24 protein-coding genes are annotated in these 23,237 nt (G+C 73.0%); 10 read left to right on the forward strand and 14 right to left on the reverse strand.

What is annotated here, in order from left to right:
- Nucleotides 1-67: 67 nt before the first annotated feature.
- From ORI94_RS13050 to ORI94_RS13060, 3 genes are all read right to left on the reverse strand, one after another.
- On the reverse strand, nt 68-979 hold the full coding sequence (locus ORI94_RS13050; protein ID WP_266074703.1) for a HipA family kinase: 912 nt from the start codon (nt 977-979) through the stop codon (nt 68-70).
- Between the two features lie 146 nt (nt 980-1,125).
- Complete coding sequence (locus ORI94_RS13055) at nt 1,126-2,151, reverse strand: hemolysin family protein (RefSeq protein ID WP_266074704.1); 1,026 nt, start codon at nt 2,149-2,151, stop codon at nt 1,126-1,128.
- Nucleotides 2,148-3,482, reverse strand: coding sequence for a hemolysin family protein (locus ORI94_RS13060; RefSeq protein WP_266074705.1), 1,335 nt, complete (start codon nt 3,480-3,482; stop codon nt 2,148-2,150). Before ORI94_RS13060 ends, ORI94_RS13055 begins: the two co-directional genes overlap by 4 nt.
- Nucleotides 3,483-3,887: 405 nt before the next feature.
- Here ORI94_RS13060 and ORI94_RS13065 point away from each other — a divergent pair, with 405 nt between their 5' ends.
- On the forward strand, nt 3,888-4,106 hold the full coding sequence (locus ORI94_RS13065; RefSeq protein ID WP_266074706.1) for a hypothetical protein: 219 nt from the start codon (nt 3,888-3,890) through the stop codon (nt 4,104-4,106).
- 93 nt (nt 4,107-4,199) lie between these two features.
- Here ORI94_RS13065 and ORI94_RS13070 read toward each other — a convergent pair whose 3' ends face one another.
- The 3 genes from ORI94_RS13070 to ORI94_RS13080 all read right to left on the reverse strand — a co-directional run bounded on the left by ORI94_RS13070 (nt 4,200) and on the right by ORI94_RS13080 (nt 6,639).
- Nucleotides 4,200-4,766: a DUF4383 domain-containing protein gene (locus tag ORI94_RS13070; RefSeq protein ID WP_266074707.1), complete on the reverse strand. Its 567-nt coding sequence runs from the start codon at nt 4,764-4,766 to the stop codon at nt 4,200-4,202.
- Nucleotides 4,767-5,055: 289 nt separating this feature from the next.
- Nucleotides 5,056-5,565, reverse strand: a complete 510-nt coding sequence (locus ORI94_RS13075; protein ID WP_266074708.1) for a gluconokinase — start codon at nt 5,563-5,565, stop codon at nt 5,056-5,058.
- Between the two features lie 27 nt (nt 5,566-5,592).
- The gene (locus tag ORI94_RS13080) at nt 5,593-6,639 is read right to left on the reverse strand and encodes a glucose 1-dehydrogenase (protein WP_266074709.1); all 1,047 of its coding nucleotides are present in this window, start codon (nt 6,637-6,639) and stop codon (nt 5,593-5,595) included.
- A 300-nt stretch (nt 6,640-6,939) separates the two neighbouring features.
- Here ORI94_RS13080 and ORI94_RS35510 point away from each other — a divergent pair, with 300 nt between their 5' ends.
- The gene (locus ORI94_RS35510) at nt 6,940-7,221 is read left to right on the forward strand and encodes a Tn3 family transposase (protein ID WP_416237813.1); all 282 of its coding nucleotides are present in this window, start codon (nt 6,940-6,942) and stop codon (nt 7,219-7,221) included.
- Between the two features lie 292 nt (nt 7,222-7,513).
- On the opposite strand, the gene ORI94_RS13095 is transcribed toward ORI94_RS35510, so the two are convergent.
- Entirely contained in the window at nt 7,514-9,118 is a 1,605-nt protein-coding gene (locus ORI94_RS13095) for an IucA/IucC family protein (protein ID WP_416237814.1), read from the reverse strand.
- 106 nt (nt 9,119-9,224) lie between these two features.
- Here ORI94_RS13095 and ORI94_RS13100 point away from each other — a divergent pair, with 106 nt between their 5' ends.
- The 3 genes from ORI94_RS13100 to ORI94_RS13110 are packed head-to-tail and all read left to right on the forward strand — an operon-like array spanning nt 9,225 to nt 12,928.
- On the forward strand, nt 9,225-10,805 hold the full coding sequence (locus tag ORI94_RS13100; RefSeq protein WP_266074713.1) for an IucA/IucC family protein: 1,581 nt from the start codon (nt 9,225-9,227) through the stop codon (nt 10,803-10,805).
- 9 nt (nt 10,806-10,814) lie between these two features.
- Nucleotides 10,815-12,092: a VWA domain-containing protein gene (locus ORI94_RS13105; protein ID WP_266074715.1), complete on the forward strand. Its 1,278-nt coding sequence runs from the start codon at nt 10,815-10,817 to the stop codon at nt 12,090-12,092.
- Nucleotides 12,092-12,928, forward strand: coding sequence for a hypothetical protein (locus ORI94_RS13110; RefSeq protein WP_266074716.1), 837 nt, complete (start codon nt 12,092-12,094; stop codon nt 12,926-12,928). Before ORI94_RS13105 ends, ORI94_RS13110 begins: the two co-directional genes overlap by 1 nt.
- A gap of 98 nt (nt 12,929-13,026) precedes the next feature.
- Here the strand turns inward: ORI94_RS13110 and ORI94_RS13115 are convergent, their stop codons facing one another.
- Nucleotides 13,027-13,830 (reverse strand): winged helix-turn-helix transcriptional regulator, encoded by an 804-nt coding sequence (locus ORI94_RS13115; RefSeq protein WP_266074718.1) that lies wholly within the window; start codon nt 13,828-13,830, stop codon nt 13,027-13,029.
- Between the two features lie 90 nt (nt 13,831-13,920).
- Here ORI94_RS13115 and ORI94_RS13120 point away from each other — a divergent pair, with 90 nt between their 5' ends.
- The 4 genes from ORI94_RS13120 (at nt 13,921) to ORI94_RS13135 (ending at nt 17,082) form a co-directional block, all read left to right on the forward strand.
- Nucleotides 13,921-15,129 carry a pyridoxal phosphate-dependent aminotransferase gene (locus ORI94_RS13120; RefSeq protein WP_266074720.1) on the forward strand — a complete coding sequence of 403 codons (1,209 nt, stop codon included), beginning with the start codon at nt 13,921-13,923 and terminating at the stop codon, nt 15,127-15,129.
- Nucleotides 15,130-15,172: 43 nt separating this feature from the next.
- Nucleotides 15,173-15,508 carry a hypothetical protein gene (locus ORI94_RS13125; RefSeq protein ID WP_266074722.1) on the forward strand — a complete coding sequence of 112 codons (336 nt, stop codon included), beginning with the start codon at nt 15,173-15,175 and terminating at the stop codon, nt 15,506-15,508.
- Nucleotides 15,509-15,952: 444 nt separating this feature from the next.
- Nucleotides 15,953-16,600 (forward strand): hypothetical protein, encoded by a 648-nt coding sequence (locus tag ORI94_RS13130; RefSeq protein ID WP_266074724.1) that lies wholly within the window; start codon nt 15,953-15,955, stop codon nt 16,598-16,600.
- Between the two features lie 59 nt (nt 16,601-16,659).
- Complete coding sequence (locus ORI94_RS13135) at nt 16,660-17,082, forward strand: acyl-CoA thioesterase (protein WP_266074726.1); 423 nt, start codon at nt 16,660-16,662, stop codon at nt 17,080-17,082.
- 208 nt (nt 17,083-17,290) lie between these two features.
- On the opposite strand, the gene ORI94_RS13140 is transcribed toward ORI94_RS13135, so the two are convergent.
- The 6 genes from ORI94_RS13140 to ORI94_RS13165 all read right to left on the reverse strand — a co-directional run bounded on the left by ORI94_RS13140 (nt 17,291) and on the right by ORI94_RS13165 (nt 21,399).
- Nucleotides 17,291-18,670, reverse strand: coding sequence for an 8-oxoguanine deaminase (locus tag ORI94_RS13140; RefSeq protein WP_266074728.1), 1,380 nt, complete (start codon nt 18,668-18,670; stop codon nt 17,291-17,293).
- Between the two features lie 60 nt (nt 18,671-18,730).
- Nucleotides 18,731-19,651 (reverse strand): factor-independent urate hydroxylase, encoded by a 921-nt coding sequence (pucL, locus tag ORI94_RS13145; protein WP_266074730.1) that lies wholly within the window; start codon nt 19,649-19,651, stop codon nt 18,731-18,733.
- 5 nt (nt 19,652-19,656) lie between these two features.
- A complete protein-coding gene (uraH, locus tag ORI94_RS13150) occupies nt 19,657-20,076 on the reverse strand; it encodes a hydroxyisourate hydrolase (RefSeq protein WP_266074732.1) in 420 nt (139 codons plus the stop codon).
- Between the two features lie 30 nt (nt 20,077-20,106).
- Complete coding sequence (gene uraD, locus ORI94_RS13155) at nt 20,107-20,625, reverse strand: 2-oxo-4-hydroxy-4-carboxy-5-ureidoimidazoline decarboxylase (RefSeq protein WP_266074734.1); 519 nt, start codon at nt 20,623-20,625, stop codon at nt 20,107-20,109.
- Between the two features lie 136 nt (nt 20,626-20,761).
- Nucleotides 20,762-21,151 carry a helix-turn-helix domain-containing protein gene (locus ORI94_RS13160; RefSeq protein ID WP_266074736.1) on the reverse strand — a complete coding sequence of 130 codons (390 nt, stop codon included), beginning with the start codon at nt 21,149-21,151 and terminating at the stop codon, nt 20,762-20,764.
- On the reverse strand, nt 21,148-21,399 hold the full coding sequence (locus ORI94_RS13165; protein ID WP_266074738.1) for a hypothetical protein: 252 nt from the start codon (nt 21,397-21,399) through the stop codon (nt 21,148-21,150). Before ORI94_RS13165 ends, ORI94_RS13160 begins: the two co-directional genes overlap by 4 nt.
- Before the next feature lie 1,186 nt (nt 21,400-22,585).
- Between ORI94_RS13165 and ORI94_RS13170 the strand changes: the two genes are divergently transcribed.
- Nucleotides 22,586-23,065, forward strand: coding sequence for an RICIN domain-containing protein (locus tag ORI94_RS13170; RefSeq protein WP_266074740.1), 480 nt, complete (start codon nt 22,586-22,588; stop codon nt 23,063-23,065).
- Nucleotides 23,066-23,237 lie beyond the last annotated feature (172 nt).

The raw sequence follows: 23,237 nt of genomic DNA on the forward strand, positions 1-23,237 counted from the left end.
CCCCGCGGGGGGGCCGCGGTGCCCGGGGCCGCCCGCCCCCGGGGGGGGGCGCGCCCCGGGCCGCCGGTCACCCCAGGTGCGCCGACCAGTCCTGCTCCGCCGCGGGTCTGCCGTGCAGATCGGGAACGTTCTTGAGCCAGGCCGGGCGCCCCTGCCGGGAGCGGGCGGCGCGGCGGGCGTTCTCCGCGGCCAGTTCCTCCGCGCCGGGAAAGTCGGTCGGCAGCCAGGCCGCCGAGGCCCGTACCCGCGCCCCCAGATACCTCACGTACGCCTCGCGGGCCGCGCCGGGCGTCGCGAAGTCGGGGTCACCGGCGAGCCAGGCGTCGGGGACCTCGGCCGTGAGGGAACGCAGCAGTTCCTCGGTCACCCGGGGTGCGAGCTCGGTGTCGGCGGCGCGGACGTCGGGCCCGTGGCCACCGAGGGCATGGTGGCGGAAGTCGTACGCCTTCGCCGGGTCGGAGGCGTCCCAGCGGTGATGGAAGACGAGCGCGGCCCCGTGGTCGATGAGCCACAACCGGGGCTCCGCCACGCCGAGCGTCGGCCAGACCATCAGGTTGGAGGAGTGCACGGTCCGGTCCACGTTCACCGTGAGGGCGTCGAGCCAGACGATCCGCCCTGCCTCCACCGGGTCGACGGGAAACGCCTCGGCGACCTCGGGGGTGAAGTCCCGCGCCCCCGGCAGGTGGTCCATGCCGAGGTTGGTCCCGGCGCTGGCCTCGTGCAGCTCCCGCACCTCCTGGTGCGGCTCGCTGCCGGCGATCACCGGATCGAAGTCCACCAGCACCAGCTCCGGGAACCGCAGTCCCAGCGCACGCGCCAGCTCCCCGACGATCACCTCGGCCACCAGCGCCTTGCGCCCCTGCGCGGACCCCGTGAACTTCACGACGTACGTCCCGCTGTCGTCGGCCTCGACGATGCCGGGGACGGAGCCGCCGGAGTGCAGGGGTGCGATGTAGCGGGTCGCGGTCACCTTTCTCATCGTGTTCCCGGGCCGCTCGACTCGACAGCCTCATGATCCATGGAGAACTCCCGGCGCTCGGCCAGCATCGGTCCTGGTGCCTTCGGTAGGAAGTGAGCATAGTAACCGAGCGTGACGTCCGGCGACCGGGCCGGGGCGGGGCGGGGTCACGGGGCGGCCGGAGCCGCCGGTCCGACCAGTTCCGACAGGACGTCCTCCATCGTGACGACGCCGATCACCTTGTCGCCCTCGCCGAGGACGGCGGCGAGGTGACTGCCGTCGGTGCGCAGGGCGGTGAGGGTGTCGTCCAGCGGTGTGTCGATGCGGACCCGGGTGACCGGGTGGAGCGCACCGCGCGGGAAGGGCTGGTCGCGGTCGGTGGGGCCGAGGGTGTCCTTGATGTGCAGGTACCCCAGGAGACCGCCGTCCTGGCCCGTGACCGGGAACCGGGAGTAGCCCGCCTCCGCCGCCACCCGTTCCAGCCGCGCCGGGGTGACGGTGTCCTCGACGGTGTGCATCCGCCGGGCCGGGACGAGGATCTCGCCCACCGGCCGGGTGCCCAGTTCCAGCGCGTCGCGCAGCCGTTCGCCGTCGGCGGGTGAGAGCAGGCCGGCCTCGCTGGAGTCGACGACCATGCGGACCAGCTGGTCGTCGGTGAAGACGGACGCGACCTCGTCCTTCGGTTCGACGCGCAGCAGTTTCAGCAGGACGTTGGCGAAGGCGTTGATGCCGAAGACGACCGGCTTGAGCGCCCGGGTGACGGCCACCAGCGGCGGCCCCAGCAGCAGCGCGGTGGCGGCCGGGGCGGCCAGCGCGATGTTCTTCGGGACCATCTCGCCGATCAGCATGTGCAGGTACGTCGCCAGGCCGAGCGCGATGACGAACGCGATCGGGTGCACCAGGCCGTCCGGTATGCGGGCCGCCTCGAAGCCGGGCTCGAGCAGGTGCGCGATGGCCGGTTCGGCGACCGCGCCCAGTACCAGCGAGGACGCGGTGATGCCGAGCTGGGCGGTGGCCATCATCGGGGACAGGTGTTCCAGACCCCACAGGGTCATCCGCGCCCGTTTGTTGCCCGCGTGGGCGCGGGGCTCGATCTGACTGCGGCGCACCGAGATCAGGGCGAACTCGGCGCCGACGAAGAAGGCGTTGACCAGCACCATCAGGACGCCGAGGGCGAGCTGGAGGGCGGTCATCGGGACTCCTCCCGCGGCTGCGCCGGGACGCGGACCGGTTGGGTGATGCGGACCCGGTCGGCGCGGTGGTGCTCCAGTTCCAGGACGTCCAGCCGCCAGCCGTCGAGGTCGAGGGCGTCGCCCTCGGCGGGGATACGGGCCAGGCGGGTGGCGACCAGCCCGGCCACGGTCTCGTACGGACCCTCGGGCGGGGTGAGCCCTATGCCGGCCAGCTGGTCGATGCGTACGCTGCCGTCCGCCTCCCACACCGCACGGCCGTCCCCGGTGGCGGGCGCGGGCACCAGGTCGGGTGTCTCGAAGGGGTCGTGCTCGTCGCGTACCTCGCCCACGACCTCCTCGACGATGTCCTCGACCGTCGCCACGCCCGCCGTACCGCCGTACTCGTCGATGACCACGGCCATGGTGCGGGTCACCCGAAGCCGTTCCAGCAGCCGGTCGGCCGTGAGGCTGTCGGGCACCAGCAGGGGCTCGGTGGCCAGCTCGGTGACCGGCGTGACGGCGCGCCGCTCCGGTTCCAGGGCGAGGACGTCGCGGATGTGGACGGTGCCGACGACCTCGTCCAGGCTGTCGCGGTAGACGGGGAAGCGGGAGAGGCCGGTGGCGTGGGTGAGGTTGGCGGCGTCCGCGGCCGTCGCGTGCACCTCCAGCGCCTTGACGTCGACGCGCGGTGTCATCACGTTCTCCGCGGTCAGTTCGTTCAGGTGGAGCGTACGGACGAACAGCTCGGCCGCGTCCTCCTCCAGCGCCCCCTCGGCGGCCGAATGCCGGGCGAGCGCGACCAGCTCCTCGGAGCTGCGGGCGGAGGCCAGCTCCTCGGTGGGCTCCATCCCGATGCGGCGTACGACACGGTTCGCGGTGCCGTTCAGGTGCCGGATGAACGGACCGAAAGCGGCGGTGAAGCCGCGCTGCGGTCCGGCCACCACCTTGGCGACCGCCAGCGGCCGGGAGATCGCCCAGTTCTTGGGCACCAGCTCGCCGACGACCATCAGCACGACGGTGGACACCCCCACGCCCAGCACGGTCGCCACCGGCGAGGCGGCGGCGCCCAGACCGATCTCCCGGAGCGGACCGCGCAGCAGCGCCGCGAGCGAAGGCTCGGCGAGCATGCCGATCACCAGGGAGGTCACGGTGATGCCGAGCTGGGCGCCCGACAGCTGGAGGGTCAGGCGGCGGGCGGCCTTCAGCGCGCCCTCCGCGCCGCGCTCGCCGGCCTCACAGGCGCGTTCCAGATCGCTCCGCTCGACTGTGGTCAGGGAGAACTCGGCGGCGACGAACATCGCACAGGCCAGGGTCAGCAGGAGGGCCAGCAGAAGCAGCAGGACCTCGGTCATCGTGCCTCCCCCGGTCCCGCGCTCACGGACGGCGGACGGGGCAGGGCACGGGCGGTGCCGGGAGGCTCACCCATCAGGGGAACGCCGCTCCTTCTCACAACGCGCGGGCCACCTGTGACGACGGTGGCCGGAAGCAGGCTTGCCCGCCTCTCCCTCCACTGTAAAGGAGGCGCAAAAAGGCCGCCCGGCGCCTTCCCCGGCCCGCGGGCGGGACACCGAGCGGCGCCGAGGGACGACAGCAGGCGGCCGGGGCACGAAGTCGGCCAGCCCAAGAGGCCGGTTTCGGCCTTTCTTGGCACGCCCGCCCGGAGCAGGTCCTTTCCCGCACAGACCCGCCCTATGGTTCTACATGTTTGTAGAAGTTCCGCGCACGCAGCGGATCCGACGCTCTGGAGGATGTCACACATGGCTTCGATCGACCTGGACAAGGTGCTGGACAAGGCATGGGCGGACAAGAGCCTGCCCGAGATCATGACCGCCCCGGTAGCCGCGCTGAAGGGGGTCTCCGACCGTGACGGCGAGCTGCTCCAGGAGGCGTTCGGGGTCAGGACCGTGGCGGACCTCGCCGAGCTGAAGTACGTCCGCTGGGCGCAGGCGCTCGCCGCCCTCGACGGGGCCAGGTAGCCGGCCCCGGACCGCCGTGGTGCCGCCTGCCCCCACAGGGGCGACGGCACCCCCTCGGCGAGGCACGCGCCCCGCGCCGGCTCGTCCACGGCGTCACCGGAGCGAGGTGCGTCCGCCCCGGGAGTCCCGGCTCCCGGCCCGGGGCAGTGACTGCTGCCCCGCGTCCCGCGGTGAGGCAGCCTGCGCTTCCCGGGCCGCCCGGTCGGAGTGCCTGCGCTGCCAGTAGGGGTTGTCGTGGGACAGCTTGCTGGAGACCCGGCCGTACATGCCGAACGTCGCGATGAGCAGTCCCATGACGTAGCTGAAGATCACGTTGCTCATGCCGAAGTCCAGGATGTTGGCGGGGCGACCCAGCACGAAGGTGTGGGCGAAGCCGCTCAGCACGAACAGCCCGCCCACCGTCATGTTGAGGGTGGAGGCGAAGTTGCCGCCGATGGCGGCGCCGACGAGCAGCGCCAGCCCCACCACGGTGGAGATGACGCTGAGCGCGACGTTGGTGGTCATGCCGGCGATCGTGTTTCCCGACGTGCTGAAGGGACTGAGCGCGTCGGCGAAGCCGAGGCCGGCGAAGGCGAGCAGGACGAGGCCGCAGAAGGCGGCACCGTAGCGGTAGACGGTCGCCAGGTGGTGGTCGACCGGAAGTTCGTCTTGCAGCTTCATGTCCGTTTTTCGACCCCAACCAGCCGGTTGGATGCGTATGGTTCCGTTTTTTCGGTGCCGAATCCGGATGTTCCCGGCCCGGAACAACCGGGGAGGTGCGACGGACGCGCGTTCGAGCCACGCCTGCGGGCGTGCCGCTGCAGGGCCGTTCGGCCACGGGGCAGGGCGGCTCGGCGCCGAGGACGGCCCACCGGACGACCTGGCTCCTCGGTCGTCCCGCCGACGAGGGACGGCCCGTACAGGGTTCGGCGCCCGCAGTGCGTGCGGCACGCAGAGGGCCGGGCACGGCTCAGGAAGAGGTGACGGCGGCATGAGCGAGGGCAGCGGTCTCCTGCGGCGTTCCGTCGATCGGGACGGCCGCGCCCGCTTCACCGTCGCCCAGCGGTTCGAGGTCGGCGAACTGCGTACGGAGCAGAGCGGGCGACATGAAGTGACCCTGCCGCGCGTTGATCCGTGCCGCGATCAGCTCGGGCGAGCCATCGAGGTGGAGGAAGAAGACGTGCGGCACGGCAGAGGCCAGCTGGTCGCGGTAGCCCCGCTTGAGCGCCGAGCACGTCACCACTCCGCCGCTGTCGGCATGGCCGACCAGCCATCGTGTGATCTCGTGCAGCCAGGGGCGGCGGTCCTCGTCATCGAGCGGGTGCCCCGCTCGCATCTTCGCCACGTTGGGTGCGGGGTGGAAGTCGTCCCCCTCGGCGTAAGGGACACCGAGGTGCCGTGCCAGCAGTTGGCCCACGGTGGTCTTTCCCGAACCCGACACGCCCATGACGACGACCAGTGGAGCAGTGTGGTGAGACATCCGGAGCTCTCCTTCGGACAGTGCCGCCTACAGCTCGACGACCACCTTGACGTCGTCCGGTTGCGGCGTGAAAGCCTCCTCTGCGCGCTCCAGCGGCACCCGCCGGGTGATCAGGCGCTCGAGCCATGACAGGTCGGCCTGCGCCAGGGCGTCGGCAGCCTGGCGGTAGTGACGCAGGTTGGCGTTGACCGAGCCCACCACCGCGTCGTTCTGCAGCACGATCTCCCGGTTGACGGCGCCCGCGTCCACGGTCGTCCTGCGGCCGGCGGGCGACACACCGGTCAGGCACACCACCCCGTAGGACGCGGTACCCGTCAGCGAGGCGAGGACGGGCTCGTTCGCACCCGTGGCTTCGATGACGACGTCCGGGCACACGGCGGAGACGACCTGCTCGGCGTCCTGCGCGTGGTAGGTCGCGCCCAACTCCCGTACCAGCGCGGGCTTGAGTCCCTCGGTCACCCGGTCGAGGACATGCACCTCCAGGCCGCGCTGTGCCCCCAGCAGGGCGGCCAGCAGCCCGATGGGCCCCGCTCCCGTCACCAGGACGCGACGCGGCTCGAACCACGAACGGCCACCGACCCGCTCGACCTGCTCCCACGCCTTCGCCACCACGGTGGCCGGTTCCATCAGCACACCGGCGCGCTCCAGACGCGGCTCCAGCCTCACCGCGTAGCCGGCTTCCACGCACCACACCTGGGCGCCATAGCCGTCGGTCTCCTTGATACCGCGTTCGGTGTAGCGGCCGTTGCGGCACATGTCGAACTCCCCGCGGGCGCAGGCCCCGCACGGTTCGGGGTCCGGTCGGCGCACCACCCCGGCGACAAGGTCACCGGCCGAGAACCCGCTGCCGGGCGGCGCCTGCCGCACCCGCCCGAGGGACTCATGCCCCAGGACCAGCCGCTCCCGGCCCGCGGGGGCCCAGCCGTACTCGCCTCGGACGATCTCCCTGTCCGTTCCGCACACTCCCACCGCCAGGCCCCGCACCAGCAGTTCGCCGGCAGCCGGGGCGGGGTCGGGCAGCTCCCGTACCTCCAGGGAATCCTTCTCTCCGGGTCGCACGGTCAGTGCGCGCATCGCCCACCTCGTCCCTCTCGCCACGCGGCGCCCCGTGTCGTACGCACCGCTGCCTGCCGTCTGTCCCGCCTCTACGTGTGTTCCGCCTCTACGTGTGTCCCGCTCAGGCCTTTTCAGTACCCACCGGGCGGGGCGGAGGGACGTACCCGTGCGCCGCTGTGCTGCTGTCCGGAGGAGACCGAGCAGCTCAGCGCCGCTGACGGACCGGCCCGGGCGGATGAACGGCGCCGCGGCGGGGGGCGTACCGGTTTCTGCGTTTCCCGGCGCATCGGGCCCCGGGACGAACGGGGGAGGGTGCCCATGCCGGTCGCTGCGGAGCGCGGAGGAAGCGGGGCGACGCTGCGCCGGGTGCGGCACCTGTCCGTCGACCGCGCCACCCTGCGCGCTGCCCTGCGGAAGCAGGTGAACGCGGCCTTCGCCGCCCGGCACGGGACGGGGTGGGGCGCCGGCACCGCGTGCGCCTCCGACAGCCGCAGGTCCGGTGCCTGGTCCAGCAACCCGATGACCGAGTGGCACCAGCACTACCGGGGTCCCGCAGTGATGCTGTCACCACGGCCGGCGCCCTCCGTCCGCGGGCGGTGACGCGCCGCATCGGCATGGCCCGGAACCCGGCCGGGGACTTCGACGACCCCACCGCACCCGACGGCCCACTGCGCCCGCACGTGGTACGCCGCCGGAGCAAGGGGTCCTTTCGCTCCGAGCGTCCGGTCGGGTCGCGTGGTCCGGTGCCGTGCGTCGCAAGGCACCGGAGAGCCCTCGCAGCGGAGCCACCAGGGCTCTCCGGCACCGCGGCGGGGCGCGGTGCCGGACCGTGCGACCCGGGCGGGCCCAGGGAAAGGATCCCTGAGGGCGCCGGCGTACGAACCGCCGGCGCCTACGGCTCCGCCAGGGGGTTGGGGACCGGCACGTAGCGGGCCGAGGCTCCGTCGGCGTGGGTCCAGCGGAGCAGGAGGTTGGTTTTGGCGGGGAGGGTGGGGGCGGTGAGGAGGGCCCGGGTCTCCGGGAGGAGGTGGCGGGAGAGCTCCCGGCGGGCCGCGGGCCACGGGGTGAAGCCCGGGTGGTGTTCGGTCAGGGCGGACCCGATGTCCGTCAGGTGGTTGACGATCAGGCAGTAGACGAGGCGCTCCCAGCCCGCTTCCCTCGTCACCTCCGGGAGCAGTTTCACGCCTTCCGCGTCCCGGTACAGGGCCTGTACGGGCATGCCGTCGGTGCCGACGGCGATCAGGGTGTTCTGCAGGTGGGCCTCGACCACGACGCCGTGCCGGGCGAAGGCCCGCAGCACCGGGGGGACGACCTGGGCCAGGTAGGCCTTCCACCAGGCGGCGGGGGTGGGGGTGGTGGCCAGCGGGTTGCCCTCGTAGTCCTCCGGCAGGGCTGCGGCCAGGTGCGGGGTCGTGCCGGGGAGCAGGTGGGCGTGCAGGCCGTCGCGGACCAGTACGGCCAGTTCCTCGAAGGCGAAGTCCGCGGTGCGGTAACCGCGGTCGCTGAGCCAGGCCGCGGGGGCGTCGGCCGTGGCCGAGGCGGCGAAGGCCTCGCTCGTGGCCCGATCGGTCCTGCTCAGCCTCAGCAGGTCGTGGCGCCACAGACGGCGGACGTCGTTGGTGATGCGCACGTCCAGGCTGAACTTCAGGAACAGGTCCCGCGCGGGCGTGTACACGGTGCGGATCGCGGCGGTGGGCCATACCGGGAACGCGGTCGTGCCCAGCCGGATCAGGCGGCCGTCGGCGAACGCGGGGGCCAGGCTCCTGGCCGCCAGCTCCAGCTGCCAGGGGTGGGCGGGCAGGAGGCGGTAGCCGGGCGGGGCGGTGCCCAGGTGGTCCAGGGACGTCGTGTCGCCCTCCTCCACGACCGTGTCCTCGCGCACGCCGAGCAGCGTCAGCGGGAAACGCGCGTACGCCTCCGGCGCGTACGGCAGCCAGCTCGCCGCGGGGCCAGCGCCGCGGGCCTTGGGGGCGGGGTGGTGGGTGTGGCCGGTGAGCAGGGACTGCTCGGAGCGCAGGTAGGGGTCGGCGGGCGGGACGGCGCCTGCCCGTGCGGTGAGCAGCGCGGCCACCGTGTCGCGGCTGTCGGTCATCTCGGCCGCCAGTTCCCGGTTGGGCACGCCGGTGTGCCGGCGCAGCTCCTCGGCGACCAGTTCGACCAGTTCCGGATGGCCGAGGCGGTGCCAGGTGCCGTCCTGCGCGCGGACCTCGGGTGCGGTGGGGCTGCGGCGGGTGCCGTGGACGCGCAGCAGGCGGTGGGTGCCCGGCAGGCGGTACGTCCGGGGGGCGCCCGGCTCTCGTTCCCGGTCCCGGTCCGTGTCCTCGTCCCTGTCCTCGGCCTCGCCGTCCGGCACCGGTTGTGCGACCTCGCGCAGGAGGCAGTTCAGGAGCGGGGCGGCGGCGTACGCGTCGGCGCGGGCGGCCGGCCGGCCGGTTTCGTGGGCGCGGGGTGCCGCGTCGTCGTCTGCGGGTGGGGGCATGAGGTCCACGCGTTCCACTGTTTCCCTACGGTCGGTCCAAACGGAGGCGATCAGTATCTCCGCACGTCCGTCACGGACCGGCCTGTTCGTTCCGCAACGCCTTTCGTACCCGAGGAGCCCGCCTGTGCACCGTCCCTTCGCCGTCGAGACCGAAACCGCCGACGAGTTGGCCGTCGTACGGCCCGCGCTGGTGCCCCGGTACGCGGCGGCGCTGCCAGGGGCCCGCGCGGCCGTGCTGACCCGGTTGTGGCGCGGCCTCGCGCACGACCCGCTGCCGTGGGTCGTGCGCCGGGAGCCGGACGGTGACGGGCTCACGCTGCGGCTGGCGGACGGCCGTCGGCTGCGCGGCCCGCGCCCGGACCCGTATGCGACCGCCGCGTACGTCACCGTCGTACGGCTGGACGGGGTGGCGTACGACGATCCCGCACGGTTGACGGGGGAACTCGCCGTGCCGCGTTCGGCCGCCTTCGCCGCCGAACTCGCTCACAGTGTCGCCTCGTTGGCGCTGTCCCGGGCGGGGACTTCGGAGGGGGGCGGGGAGGGCGCGGGTGCCTGGGACGGGAGGTCCGACTGGGAGTGGGAGCAGCGGGTGGTCGACGGGCATCCGTTTCATCCCAGCTGCCGCTCCCGTCCGGGTTTTTCGGTGGCCGAGCAGCTGGCGTACGGACCCGAGCACCGGCCCCTGGTGGAGTTGGGGCTGGTCGCGGTGCCGGCCGGGGACTGTCTGGTGACGGGGAGCTGGCCCCGGTGGCTGCGGGACGGGGGGCGGGTGGTGATCCCGGTGCATCCCTGGCAGGCGGCGCACGTGCTCAGGCGGGAGCCCGCGGAGCGGATGGCGGCGCGTCCGCTGATGGCGCTGCGCACGCTCGCACTGCCCGACGGGCCGCATGTGAAGACGGCGTTGAGCGCGCGGCTGACGTCCTCGGTGCGGGACATCTCGCTCGGTTCGGTCGCCGCGTCCGCGGTGCTGTCGGAGTTCGGGGAGTCGGTGGCGGCGCGGACCGGGGGGCTGTTGCACATCACCCGCACCCTGGGTGCCGCGGCGGCCGGTTCCCCCGATCTGGCGGCCGTGGTGCGCGAGTCGCCGCAGGAGTACGCGGCGGCCGGGGAGCGGGTGGTGCCGGTGGCGGCCCTGGCGGCGACCGGGCTGCCCCGCTCCCCGGGCTGGACGGCCCGGTTCGCGCGGCTCGCCCTGACGGTCGGGCTGCAACTCCTCGATGTGGGCGTGGCGCTGGAGGCCCACGGCCAGAACCTGCTGGTGGTGCTGGCGTCGGACGGGGAGCCGGTGCGGCTGGTCTACCGCGATCTGGCCGATCTGCGGATCAGCCCCGCGCGACTCGCCCGCCACGGCGTCCGCGCGCCCGGGTTGCCCGCCCGTATGGTGACGGACGACGAACGGGCTCTGCGGCGCAAGCTGTTCGGTTCGCTGGTGGCGGGCGCGCTGGCCGGCACGACCGGCTCCGGCCCGGCGTTGCGCGCAGCGTTGGAGAGTGCCGTACGGGATCTGCCGCGCACCCCGGACCTCGCGGCACTGTGCGGCGAACCGCTGCCCGCCAAGGCGCTGACGCTGATGCGGCTTTCGCCGGGGACGACCGGGGACGACTGGGCACAACTGCCCAGTCCACTGCTCGATCCCCCTCAGGGCGGGGCCGTGCAGGGCCGGCACCGGAGCCCCGCTTTGAAACACGGCGTCCCTGATCAATAGGATCCGCCGATGATCAGAAGAAAATGGCCGGCCGCAGGCATCGGTGTCCTGCTCGCCGCTCTGTCGGCGGGGCTCGCCTTCCCGTCCGCGGCGACCGCCGGTGAACCCACGGGCCGGGACGCCCCCCAGGTCGACCTCGTCCTCGACGTGAGCGGCTCGATGCGGACCCGGGACATCGACGGGCAGTCCCGGATGGCCGCGGCGAAGCAGGCGTTCAACGAGGTGCTGGACGCGACGCCGGAGGAGGTCGAGCTGGGGATCCGCACCCTCGGTGCCGACTACCCCGGCGACGACAGGAAGGAGGGCTGCAAGGACACCGCGCAGCTCTATCCGGTCGGCCCGCTGGACCGCACCGAGGCCAAGACGGCGGTGGCCACGCTGAGCCCGACCGGCTGGACCCCGATCGGCCCCGCCCTGCTGGAGGCGGCCGGCGACTTCAAGGGCGGCAACGGTTCCCGGCGCATCGTGCTGATCAGCGACGGTGAGGACACCTGCGCCCCGCTCGACCCGTGCGAGGTCGCCCGGGAGATCGCGGCCAAGGGGATCGGCCTGACCATCGACACGCTGGGCCTGGTGCCGAACGCCAAGCTGAGCCGGCAGCTCAGCTGCATCGCCGAGGCGACCGGCGGCACCTACGCCTCGGTCGAGCACCAGGACGAACTCACCGACCGTGTGAACGAGCTGGTGGACCGCGCGGCCGAGCCGGTGGTGACACCGGTCGCGACCGAGGGCGGCGCCTCGTGCGCGAAGGCGCCGACCCTGGAGTCCGGGCTGTTCACGGACCGTGAGGAGTTCGGGCAGCAGCGCTGGTACCGCGTGGACGTACTGCCGGGCCAGGAACTGCGCGCCTCGGTGAGCGTGGCGGCCGACCGGGCGGTGAACCCCGACTACGGCGTGCTGCTGCGGGCCGTCACGGTGCACAGCCGGGAGATCGTCCGCGGCGAGGCCACCGGCAACGGCCGCACGGACGTCCTGTCCACCGGCCTGCGCTACCCGGAACCCGAACGGGACGACGACGGTGACGACGGCAAACCGGCCGCCGAGACGGTGTGCCTGGCGGTGACCCACTCGTTCTCGCCGGGCTCCGGCGTGAAGACCACGCCCGGCCTGCCGCTGGAACTGACCATCGACGTCGTCGACGGCCCGAGCGGGTCGAGCGACGTGGCCTCCTTCGGCCTGGGCCGGGGCTGGTGGCTGCTCGGCGCACTGGTCCTCACGGGCTTCCTCGCCGGTCTCGTCTGGGGCTGGCTGTCACGCTGGCGGCTCGCGGTCTGGAGGACCAGCTGATGCGCATCACCCGCTTCACCCGCTTGCTGGGCGCCGCTCTGCTGGCGTCCGGGCTCGCCGCCGCTGCCGTGGTCCCCGCGGCAGCCGACTCCACCCCCTCCCCCAGCGCGTCCGAGGACGCCGCCGGGCCGACCCGTGCGGGCACCTCGTTCCGTACCGCGACAAAGTTCGAGCAGGGGCAGACCGCCACGGCGCGTGCCTCCGTCGGCGACTACCTGTACTGGTCGTTCCCGGCGGACGCGGGGCAACGTCCCACCGTCGACGCGACGGTGAAGCTGCCCGGGACGCACGCCGCCGGGACCTGGCGGGTCGACGTGTACGACGGCCTGCGCCGCCGGCAGGCCTGCCAGTACGGCGCCCAGACCCGCACCGCGGCGGCCGACGCGGCCTCCGTGGAGCTGAAGTGCGTGCTGCGCACGGTCCGCGCCTGGGCGGAGCCGTGGGCCGACGACCCGCTGCCGGGCACGTACTACGTCCGGCTCACGGCGGTGAACCTCGCGGCGTCCGACCTGGGTCAGCCGGTGGACGTCGAAGTCCGTGCCGGCTCCAAGGAGATGGGCGGTGCGGCGGCGGTCGACGGCTCGCTCGCGGAACCGCTGGTGCCGGGTGTCGCACTGCGGAACGAGACCGACGACGGCGAGGAGGGCGACGGGGACGACTCGCCGGCCGCCGTGCTGGCCGACCTCGAGCCCGAGGACGGCTGGACCTCCGGCTGGTGGTCCGACCGGTGGGTGTGGACCGCGGTGGGCGGTGCGCTGGCCGCCCTGGCCGGAGTCGCCGGCTACCGGCTGACCCGGGGTACGGGACGGCCGTCCCGGGTGCCGCCGGGCGTGTGAAACCACGTGGGTGATGTGCCCTCAGGAGGCCCGCCCCGTGCGGGCCTCCTCCCCTTCGACGGCCGTTCCCGCCGTCCCGCTTCCCGTCACGCCTCCCGTCACGCCTGCCTGAGCGCCTTGGCCAGCGTGCCGTCGCCGCTCACCGCCACCCGCCCGTCCCGTACGGCCTCGGCGACGGTCGACTCGCCGCGGCTGATCGCCGTACAGGTGCCGGTGTCGAGGACCAGGGTGACGTCCGGCACGCCGGGAGCGGGTCCGTCGCCGTAGACCGACCCGCTCCCGTGGACCGACCCGTCCCCGTGGACCGGCCCGCTCCCGTGGACCGGCCCGCTCCCGTGGACCGACCCGTCCCCGTGGACCGGCCCGCTCCCGTGGACCGGCCCGCTCCCGTGTACCGATCCGCTCCCGTGAACCGCCTCGTTCCCGGCGCCGACCCGCAGGTGGAACCGCCCTTCCTCCAGGCGGACTTCGACCAGACCGCCCTCCCCCTCACCCGCGCCCTCACCGGCGCCCACTCCTTCCAGGGCACGCAGCAGGGGCAGCGCGAACCAGTGCGCCCGTACCGCGTCGGTGGGCCGCCGCTCCCCCAGCGCCGCCTGCCCCCACGCGCCGAGCGCTTGCAGCACGGGCAGCAACTCGCTTCCACGGCTGGTGAGTTCGTACACGTAGGCCGCGCCGGGCGGGGGCAGCCGCCGCCGGGTGGTCAGCCCGTCGCGCTCCATGTCCTTCAACCGCGAGGCCAGTACGTCCGTGCTGACGCCGGGAAGGTCCGCGTGCAGGTCGGTGTAGCGCCGCGGGCCGGCGAGGAGCTCGCGGACGATCAGCAGGGTCCAGCGGTCGCCGACGGCGTCGAGCGCGCGGGCGGCGGAACAGTACTGGTCGTAGCTTCGGCGAGGTGACATGCGACGCAGTGTAGACAAGTCGTTGGACTTTCCAAGCAGCCACTTGGTAAAACCAAGCAGGAAGCACGGGATACCGAGGGGAAGCGGCGCATGGAGTTCCGGCAGTCGAGCAAGCTCAGCGAGGTCTGTTACGAGATCCGCGGCCCGGTCATCGAACACGCGAACGCGCTGGAGGAGGCGGGGCACAGCGTGCTGCGCCTGAACACCGGGAATCCGGCCCTGTTCGGCTTCGAGGCGCCGGAGGAGATCATCCAGGACATGATCAGGATGCTGCCGCAGGCGCACGGCTACACCGACTCGCGGGGCGTCCTCTCCGCCCGCCGCGCGGTGGCCCAGCGCTACCAGACCCTGGGCGTGGAGGTCGACGTCGACGACGTCTTCCTCGGCAACGGCGTCTCCGAGCTGGTGTCGATGGCCGTCACGGCGCTGCTGGAGGACGGCGACGAGGTCCTCATCCCCGCACCCGACTTCCCCCTCTGGACGGCGGTGACCACCCTCGCGGGCGGCAAGGCCGTCCACTACCTGTGCGACGAACAGGCCGACTGGTACCCGGACCTGGACGACATGGCGTCGAAGATCACGGACCGTACGAAGGCCGTGGTCATCATCAACCCCAACAACCCGACGGGCGCGGTCTATCCGAAGGAGATCGTCGAGGGCATCCTCGACCTGGCCCGCCGGCACGGCCTGATGGTGCTCGCCGACGAGATCTACGACCAGATCCTCTACGACGACGCCGTGCACCACTCGGCCGCCGCCCTCGCCCCCGACCTGGTCGTCCTGACCTTCTGCGGGCTGTCGAAGACGTACCGCGTGGCGGGCTTCCGCTCCGGCTGGCTGGTGGTCACCGGCCCGAAGCAGCACGCGAGGAACTACCTGGAGGGCCTGACGATGCTGGCCTCCATGCGCCTGTGCGCCAACACGCCCGCCCAGTACGCCATCCAGGCCGCGCTCGGCGGCCGCCAGTCCATCAGCGGGCTGACCTCCCCGGGGGGCCGCCTGCACGAACAGCGGGACGTGGCCTGGCGCATGCTCAACGACATCCCCGGCGTGAGCTGCGTCAAGCCCCAGGGCGCCCTGTACGCCTTCCCGCGCGTCGACCCGGCGGTGCACAAGATCCACGACGACGAGAAGTTCGTCCTCGACCTGCTCCTGCGGGAGAAGATCCAGGTGGTCCAGGGCACCGGCTTCAACTGGCCCGCCCCCGACCACTTCCGCATCCTGACCCTCCCCCACGCCGACGACCTGGAGGCCGCGATCGGCCGCATCGGCCGCTTCCTGAGCGGCTACCGGCAGTAGGGCACCGGGAACCACCGACGGGACGACCGCGTCGGATCAGGGTATGAGCGAAGAGGGACAGGAGAAACAGGGCTGTGCGGGCATCCTCCTGGCGGCCGTCGGCGCCGTCGCAGCGGTGCTCGCCTGGTCGCCGAAGGCGCGGGTCAGCATCGACGGCGGTTTCGAGGGCATGCACCGGGACCTGAGCGTCCTCTATGTCGACCTCCCCCTCATCGCCGCCGGCGGGGCGCTCGTCCCGCTCCTCACCTGGCTGCTCACCCTGCGCACGTTGCGCCGCCCATGGCTCGCGGCCGTGATCGCGGCGGGCGCGCTCTCGGTCGGCATCTGGGCTCTGCTGAGCTGGTGGACGCCGTATCAGCGGCCGGAGTTCATGGGGTAGCCGCACCGGTCGGCCCGGGACCGGGCCGGGAGCAGCCGTCGGGTGGGGCGGGGCCCGGCCGGCACGCCTTGCCGGCCCTCCCCCGGACCGCGAAGCCGCGGCCGCACGGAGTGGAAGGCAGGCGGTGGGCCGCGGACCGGACACACCCGGTTCGTCGATGGCCTCGCTCCACCGCAGGTGCCCCTGCTCCCGGAGCAGGAGGGGCGGCCGGGTGGGGGGGGCGTTCTCCACGGTCTCCGGACCCCGCGCGGGCCTGACGCCCGCGCTCCGCGGTTCCGCCGAGGGCTGCGCTGCCCGAGCGAGGGCCGCGGTGCACGAGCCGGGTTCTGCACGGCGGTTTTCCTCCGGCCGGCCCGCTTCCACGGAATGTCAGTGCTCGGCCGTAGGCTTCGAAGCCGCCGGAAAGGCCAGCACCGGGCCGGCCGGGGATCGGGGGTGGGTGGGGTGGCGAGAGCGTTGGGCGCGGGCCTGCGTCGGGTGGTGGAGGCGGCCGATCCGGTCAGTGGGCGGGTCAAGGGGACGGAGGCCCAGCTTGCGGGGCTGGTGAAGCGAGGACTGGCGTTCCGGCACCCCCGTGCGCCGCACGATCACTTCCTGACGCCTGCGGGGCACCGGATCCGGGAGGGGGAGGCGGTACCGGCGCCGGTGGAGGCGGAGCCGGTGAAGGCGGAGGCATCGGCCACGACCGGGGTGTTCGCGGCTCGCGTCGGTGGCGAGGGCGCGGCGCACCAGCCCGGTCCCGCCCGGCGGCGGGAGGTGCACAGTGCCTGGCAGGGCATGCTGGAGCTGCGTCGGATGACCAACCCCGACGGCGCCACGGACCGGCCCTGCGGCTGGGAGCGCTCGCATCTCGTGCAGGCTGCCGCACTCGCGCTGGAGGCCGCCGGGCGTCCCCCGGCCGGGCAGGACACCGCGGGCGGTTACCGGGTGCGGGAGACGCCGCAGCCGGAGGCAGTCGCCGTGTACGAGGCGGACGGCGAGGCGCTGCGGGCCTGCGCGGCCGCCCTGGAGGGGGCCGGCTGGCAGGTCGGCGCGTACACGGAACCGAGGACGCGGACCCGGTACCTGCTGGCCTCCCCGCGCCGCGTATGAGGGCGCGTGCCAGGATCGGTGGCGAGTACAGCGAGTCGAGCAGGTGCGAAGGGGACGCAGTGAGCGAGCCGTTTTCCGTCCGGGTGACCGTGCGCGGATACGAGACCGACGTGCAGGGCCACCTCAACCAGGCCGTGTACCTCAACTACGCGGAGCACGCGCGCTGGGCGCTGCTCCACGAAGCGGGGATCACGCAGTCCGTGCTCGCGGCGCGGGGCGTGGGACCGGTCGCCCTGGAGACGACCATCCGCTACCGGCGTGAGCTGCTCGCCGGCGACGAGGTCGACGTGAGCTGCGTCTTCGTCTGGAGCACCGGCAAGACGTTCCGTATCGAGCAGGTCGTCACCAGGGCGGACGGCACGGTCTCGGCCGAGATCACGGCGGTCGGCGGGGTGCTGGACCTGGGGCTGCGCAAGCTGCTGCCGAGCCCGCAGGACGTCTTCCGGGAGCTGGCCGAGAACCCGGGTGTGTTCGGCCTGTAGGACCGGCCGCGGCGGCGGAGGGGAAGACCGGCAGGGAGACCGGTGGACGGCTCGGGGCAAGGGTCGCTCCGCTTCCGCTTTCAGCCGGTGGACGTTCCGCCGCCGGAACGGCAACGCCCCGGGCCGTCCGGACCGCCACGGCACTCGGAGCCCTCGGCGCGGTATGCGCCCAGCCGGTGCCACCTGGCCGGCCCCACCGGGCGCTCGCTCAGCCCTGCGCCGCGAGGGCGGCCAGCCGCCGGGCCTGTGCGCGGGTGGCGCGGGCGATCCCGTCCTCGTCTGCCGTGCGCAGCCGTCCCTCCTCCACGATCTGGCGGCCGTTCACGAACGACGCGGTGACCGGCGCCGCCGCGCCCAGGACCAGCGCGGCCACCGGGTCGGCGATGGAGGCGTGGGCGAGGGTGTCCATCCGCCACAGCACCAGGTCGGCGAGCTTGCCCGGCTCCAGCGAGCCGATCTCCGCCGCCCGGCCCAGGACCCGGGCGCCCCCGTGGGTGCCCAGGCGCAGTGCCTGGCGTGCCGTCAGGGCGGCTTCGCGGTGCGGGCCGAGGCGGTTCACGAGGAGGGCGTTGCGCAGTTCGGTGTGCAGTTCGCCGGACTCGTTGGAGGCGGTGCCGTCCACGCCGAGGCCGACCGGGACTCCGGCCGCCAGCAGGTCGGGGACGCGGGCGATCCCGGCGGCGAGCCGGGCGTTGGAGGAGGGACAGTGGGCGACACCCGTGCCCGTACGGGCGAAGGCGGCGATGTCGGAGTCGTTCATGTGGACGCAGTGCGCCATCCACACGTCCTCGCCGAGCCAGCCGGTGGACTCGAAGTAGTCGGTCGGTCCCATGCCGAACAGCTGGTGGCAGAACGTCTCCTCCTCCAGCGTCTCCGACCCGTGCGTGTGCAGCCGTATGCCGAGACCGCGCGCCAGCTCCGCACCCTGCCGCATCAGTTCGGTGGAGACGGAGAACGGGGAGCAGGGGGCCACGGCGATCCGGGTCATGGCGTCGCGGGAGGTGTCGTGGTGCTCCCGGACGGTCTCCTCGGTCGCGGCGAGGGCGTCGTCGAGCGTCTCGACGGCGAAGTCCGGGGGCAGTCCGCCGTCCTTCTCTCCGCGGTCCATCGAACCGCGGGCGAGCGTGAAGCGCACGCCCATGTCGCGGGCGGCCCGGATGACGGCGCCGGAGAGGTCGCCGGAGCCGCGGGGGAACACGTAGTGGTGGTCCATGGCGGTGGTGACACCGCCGCGGGCCATCATCGCGAGGGAGCCCTGGGCGGCGGCGTGCACCATCGGCTCGTCGATGCGCGCCCAGGTGGGGTAGAGGGCGACGAGCCAGTCGAACAGGTTGTGGTCGGTGGCCAGGCCCCGGGTGATCCACTGGTAGAAGTGGTGGTGGGTGTTGACCAGACCGGGCGTCGCCAGATGCCCGGTGGCGTCGATGCGGCGGACGACGTTCTCCAGGTCCTCGGGGGCCCGGCCCGCGCCGAGCGACTCGATGCGGTGGCCTGCGAGGACGAGGTGCCCGGAGGCGTACTCGGTGTCCTTCGCGTCGACGGTCGCGATCGCGCAGTTCTCGATGACGGTGCGCCGGACTGCTTCCATGGGTGCGTCCCTCCGACGTGTTCCGGTTCTTGTTCTCGGGTCCCTGCGTCGTTCTCGTTCTCAGAGGTTGGTGAGGTCCGGGGGTATGAGCGCCTCGCAGCCCTCGCGCAGGATCGTGGCCTCGATCAGGCCGTAGGGACGGTCGGCGGCGAAGTACACGGCGCCGCCCGCGGTGTCGTTGTCGAGTCCGAAGGGTTCCAGGTCCACCTGGAAGTGGTGGTGGTTGGGCAGGGAGAGGCGCACCTCGTCCACCTCGTCGCGCTGCTCGATGACCCGGGTGCCCATCTGGTACACCGTCTGCTGCAGGGACAGGGAGTACGTCTCCGCGAAGGCCTGGAGCAGGTGCTGCCTCGTCCGCTCGTACGACGTCTCCCAGTCGGGCACCGGCCGCTCGTCGTCGGTCCAGTTGAACCGCCAGCGGGCGGCGACCGAGGTGGCGAGGACGCGGTCCCGGGTCTCCTGCAGCGTCGTGTACCGGTCCTTGACGAAGCCGTGGAACTCGGAGTCGGTGGAGTTCAGCACCGTCAGGTCCTTCAGGCCCGAGACGATCTCCCAGCGCTCGCCGTCGTAGGTGACCTGCGTCAGCCGGGTCTCCTGGCCCTTGCGGACGAAGGAGTGCTCCCCGCGCTCGCCGGCGTGGGCCTCGGAGGTCGCGATCCGCTCCCAGGCGTACTCCTCGACGCGGATGCGGGCCCGGTGGACGGGTTCCCGGGAGGTGACGAAGTGCCGGGCGAGGTGGATGCCGAACTGCTCGGCGGACTCGATGCCGTGCTTCCGGGCGAAGGCGAACACGGTGTTCTTGGTGGTGTCCGTCGGCAGGACGTTGGCGTTGGAGCCGGAGGAGTGGGCCTCCTCCATGTCACCGGACAGGGCGACGGAGACGTTGAGGTCCTTGATGTGGTGGGTGGCGCCGTCCCGCGTGACCCTGACGACGCGGTTCTCCGCTTTGCCGTACTGGTTGTGGCCGAGAATCGTGGGCATGTCTGCTAGCTCCCTCGGTATACGGAGTAGCCGAACGGGTTGAGCAGCAGCGGTACGTGGTAGTGCTCGCCCGGCACGACGGCGAACGTGATCGCCACCTCCGGGAAGAACGCTCCGGTGCCGCCGTCCCGGTGCGCGGGGGCGTCCTGCCGCGCCTCGGCCCGCCCGTCGGCGAGGTGGGGGCCGGGCTTCCGCTCGAAGTACGGTTCGACGTCGAAGTGCAGCCGTACGTGGGTGGTGCCCTCCGGCAGCGCGGGGAGGTCCTCGCACCGCCCGTCCGCGTCGGTTGCGGAGCCGCCGAGGGTCTGCCAGTGCGCCGTCCGGCCCGGGCGGGCGGAGAGCTGGACGGCGACGCCCCGGGCGGGGCGGCCGACGCTGGTGTCCAGGATGTGCGTGGACACGGAAGCGGTGGTCTCGGTACTCATGCGGGCGCTGCTCCTGGGGATGCAGAGACGTCAGGGCTGTCGGTCCGCTTCGACGAGCCGGGCCAGGCGGACGCGGTTGATCCTCCCCAGCTCGGCGCGGACGGTCTCGCGTTCCCGCTCCGGCGTGTTGCCGAGACGCTCCCTGGCCGCGTCGCGCATCTGCTCGCCGGTCCGGCCGGTGGCGCAGATGAGGAACACATGGCCGAACTTCTCCTGGTGGGCGAGGTTCAGCTCGAGCATCTCCGCCTTGAGCCGGTCCGGCGCGGAGGTCATGCCGCGCTGCTCCCGCGCGGAGGCCGGGTCGCCGGGCCGGGGTGTGCCGATCGGCGGGTGTCCGGCCATCGCCTCGTCGAGGTCCGCCGCCGTCAGCCCGCTCATGGCGGCGTCGGCGGTGGCGTACAGGTCGTCGGCGGTCGCGTAGGGGCGGGCGGCGAGCAGTCTGCGGGCCCACGCCGCGGAGGCGCACACCTCGTGGAGTGCGGCAAGGGCCGCACTCTCCTCCAGGGCGTTGAAGCGGGCCAGGCCCTGCGGCGTGGAAGTGGACGTCACGGAAGCCTCCCCCGGCCGGGAACGGCCATCCGGTGGAACGGGCCTGCGAACAGCTAACGCCGCTCCGGGCCCCTACGTCAACGGTTTGTTGAAGAACGCGACAGCCGGCCCCTCCCCGGGAACCGGCCGAAGTCCTTCAGGGGCCTTCAGGAGACCCTCGGGAGCCCTTCTCCCGGTTGAGGTAGTTGTAGACGGTGAAGCGGCTGACGCCGAGCGCGCCCGCCACCGTCTCGACACCGTGCCGGACGGCGAAGGCGCCGCGCGCCTCCAGGCTCCGGACGATCTCCTGTTTGGTCCTGCGGTCCAGGCCGGCGAGGGGCCGGCCGTGCCGGCGTTCCAGCGCGGCGAGGAGGTGATCGAGGGAGTCGGCCAGCTGGGGCAGGCGCACGGCGACGGCATCGGCGCCCTCCCAGGCGAGGACGACGTCGTCGGGACCGGCCTCGTCGGGCGGGAGCAGCCGCCCGCCCATGGCGTCGACGAGCGGCTTGACGGCGGCGACGAACGGCTCGTCCGCCACGCCGCTCATCCCTCGCCCTCCGCGATCACGTTGACCTGGAGCGAGACCCGGGTCGCGCCGGCCTCCAGGCTGCGGCGCAGCAGCGCGTCCACAGCGGCGAGGACCACGTCGACGCCGCCTTCCGCGGTGTTCCCGAACGGCCCGACGTCCACCGAGTCCAGCGCGGCCCCCTCCACGACCTCCCGGGCCACCACCGCATGCGCGGGCGTCTCCTCCAGGTCGAAGGGCTCGGTCGTGAACTCCACTCTCACTCGCATCGCGCCCCCCAGAACACGCCACTGACCTGCATTTTCACCCGGATCGCCCCTCGCGAGGGCACACCGGGGACGTACCAGTCGACTGCTTCACAGCCGGGAGGCACCCCGGGCCGATCGTTTTCCCCGGGACGGAGCCGCTTCGTCCGCCACGACGCGACCCTAACCGACCAACGCACCCCTCCGCCCCGCACGTGGCCGGACCACCCGCGCGGCGCCATGGCCCCACAGCCGGTCGCCTCGCCTCCGGCCGCCCCGCCGAGCGCACCGGCCCGCCGGCTCCGAGCGCCCCGAGCCGGGCATTCCGCCCGCCGGAAGGACCCTCGCGTGACCGGTGGGAGTCGGAGCGCCTGCTCCTCGGCACGAGCGGGACCCCGGACCGGACACGGCACCCGGCGGGGGACGCCGTCGGCAGCCGGTTCAGGACGTCCCCAGGCCCCCTCCCCCCGGCCCTCGGAACCCGCAGCAGGATCATCGGCGGCTTCCTCGAGGCGTCACCGGCAGGTCCGTCCGGAGCCGCACCTCAGTTCCGGGGGCAGGAGGTGCCGGCCCGTGTCGCTGGCCGAGTGCTCGCACCCTCCCGAACGGCCGGATCGTCCCATGACCACGCCGGACCAGGGCACTTCAACAGAATCGCGTGACGAGCTCCACGGTGCCCCCAGTCGCTCCGTACGTGTCGAGGAGCGGCGTCCCCACGCTTCGGAGGGCGCTTCGGCGGCGGGGTATACCGAGCCGCCGGGGAAGCGCTCCGCCGTCTGCGTCGCCGCCGGTGTCCCGGTGGCCGAGGACAGAAGCGCCGGCTACGGGCCGGCGGCGGGCGGCGGGCGGCGGGCGGCGGGCGGCGGGCGGCGCCGACCCTCCCCCGTGAACAACAGTAATGAGACAGCTGCCTCGTCGGGACGGCTGCCGGTTTCCCGTTCTTGCCGCTCCCGCCTGCCGTGTGGCGTTCACCCCGACCGTTCGAATCCAGCAGCGCGCTGCCGCACCGTTGCGCCGCGTGTGCGGCATGTGGGTGACGCGCGGTCCGCTGGTTCGAGCAGCGCCGTCCACCCGTTCGAGACCTTCCAGACAGGCCCTGACCTGGCCGAACGACCGGTTCGCCACGCTGTGGAGCAGCTGCCGGCTGCCTACGCTGAGTTCCAGGGGCGCCAGCTCCTGTGAGGAACTCTCGAGGCTGAGGAGCACCGACTTGACGGATCTCGTACTGCTCGCGGGCGGATCGGTGACGATGACGCACCACGTCACCGGCACCTACTTCATGTGCAACGACTGGCACGACGGTGTCGGCAACCACACCCAGACCTGGGCACAGGACCCGTTCGCCAAGGACAACACCTCGCACCGGTGGTTCCTGCGGCAGAACGCCGACGGCACCGTGCGCATCGAGTCGTACGCCAACCACCGCTGCCTCACCGCGGGGGCCAACCCGCCCGACACCGTGACCCTCCGAGAACGCACGGACAGCCTCAGCCAGCACTGGCGGCTGGTCTCCCACGCGGAGCGGGGCAATGACTTCTACATGGTCTCGGTCGTGCACCCGCGCTACGCCCTGGCCATCGCGGACCACCTCCAGGGCAACGACCGGCTGGTAGGCCTGACCCGCATGTGGGGCGGGCCGAACCTTTCCCAGCTGTGGCGGATCTATCCCTCGTCGGAGGACCAGGGATGATTCCGGGCGAGCACGCGCGCCGCCCCGTCGCGGGGAGTGCCGCCTGAAGCGTGCCGGTCACTCAGCGGGTGGCCGCCGAGCGCCGGCCACGGCGGCGCGACGGCGGTCACCCGCGGCCGGACGTCACCGGCGGCCTTCCCCGAAACACCTCACGAACGGCGGAATCCTCCTG

Source organism: Streptomyces sp. NEAU-W12, from assembly GCF_026242095.1.
GTDB lineage: Bacteria > Actinomycetota > Actinomycetes > Streptomycetales > Streptomycetaceae > Streptomyces.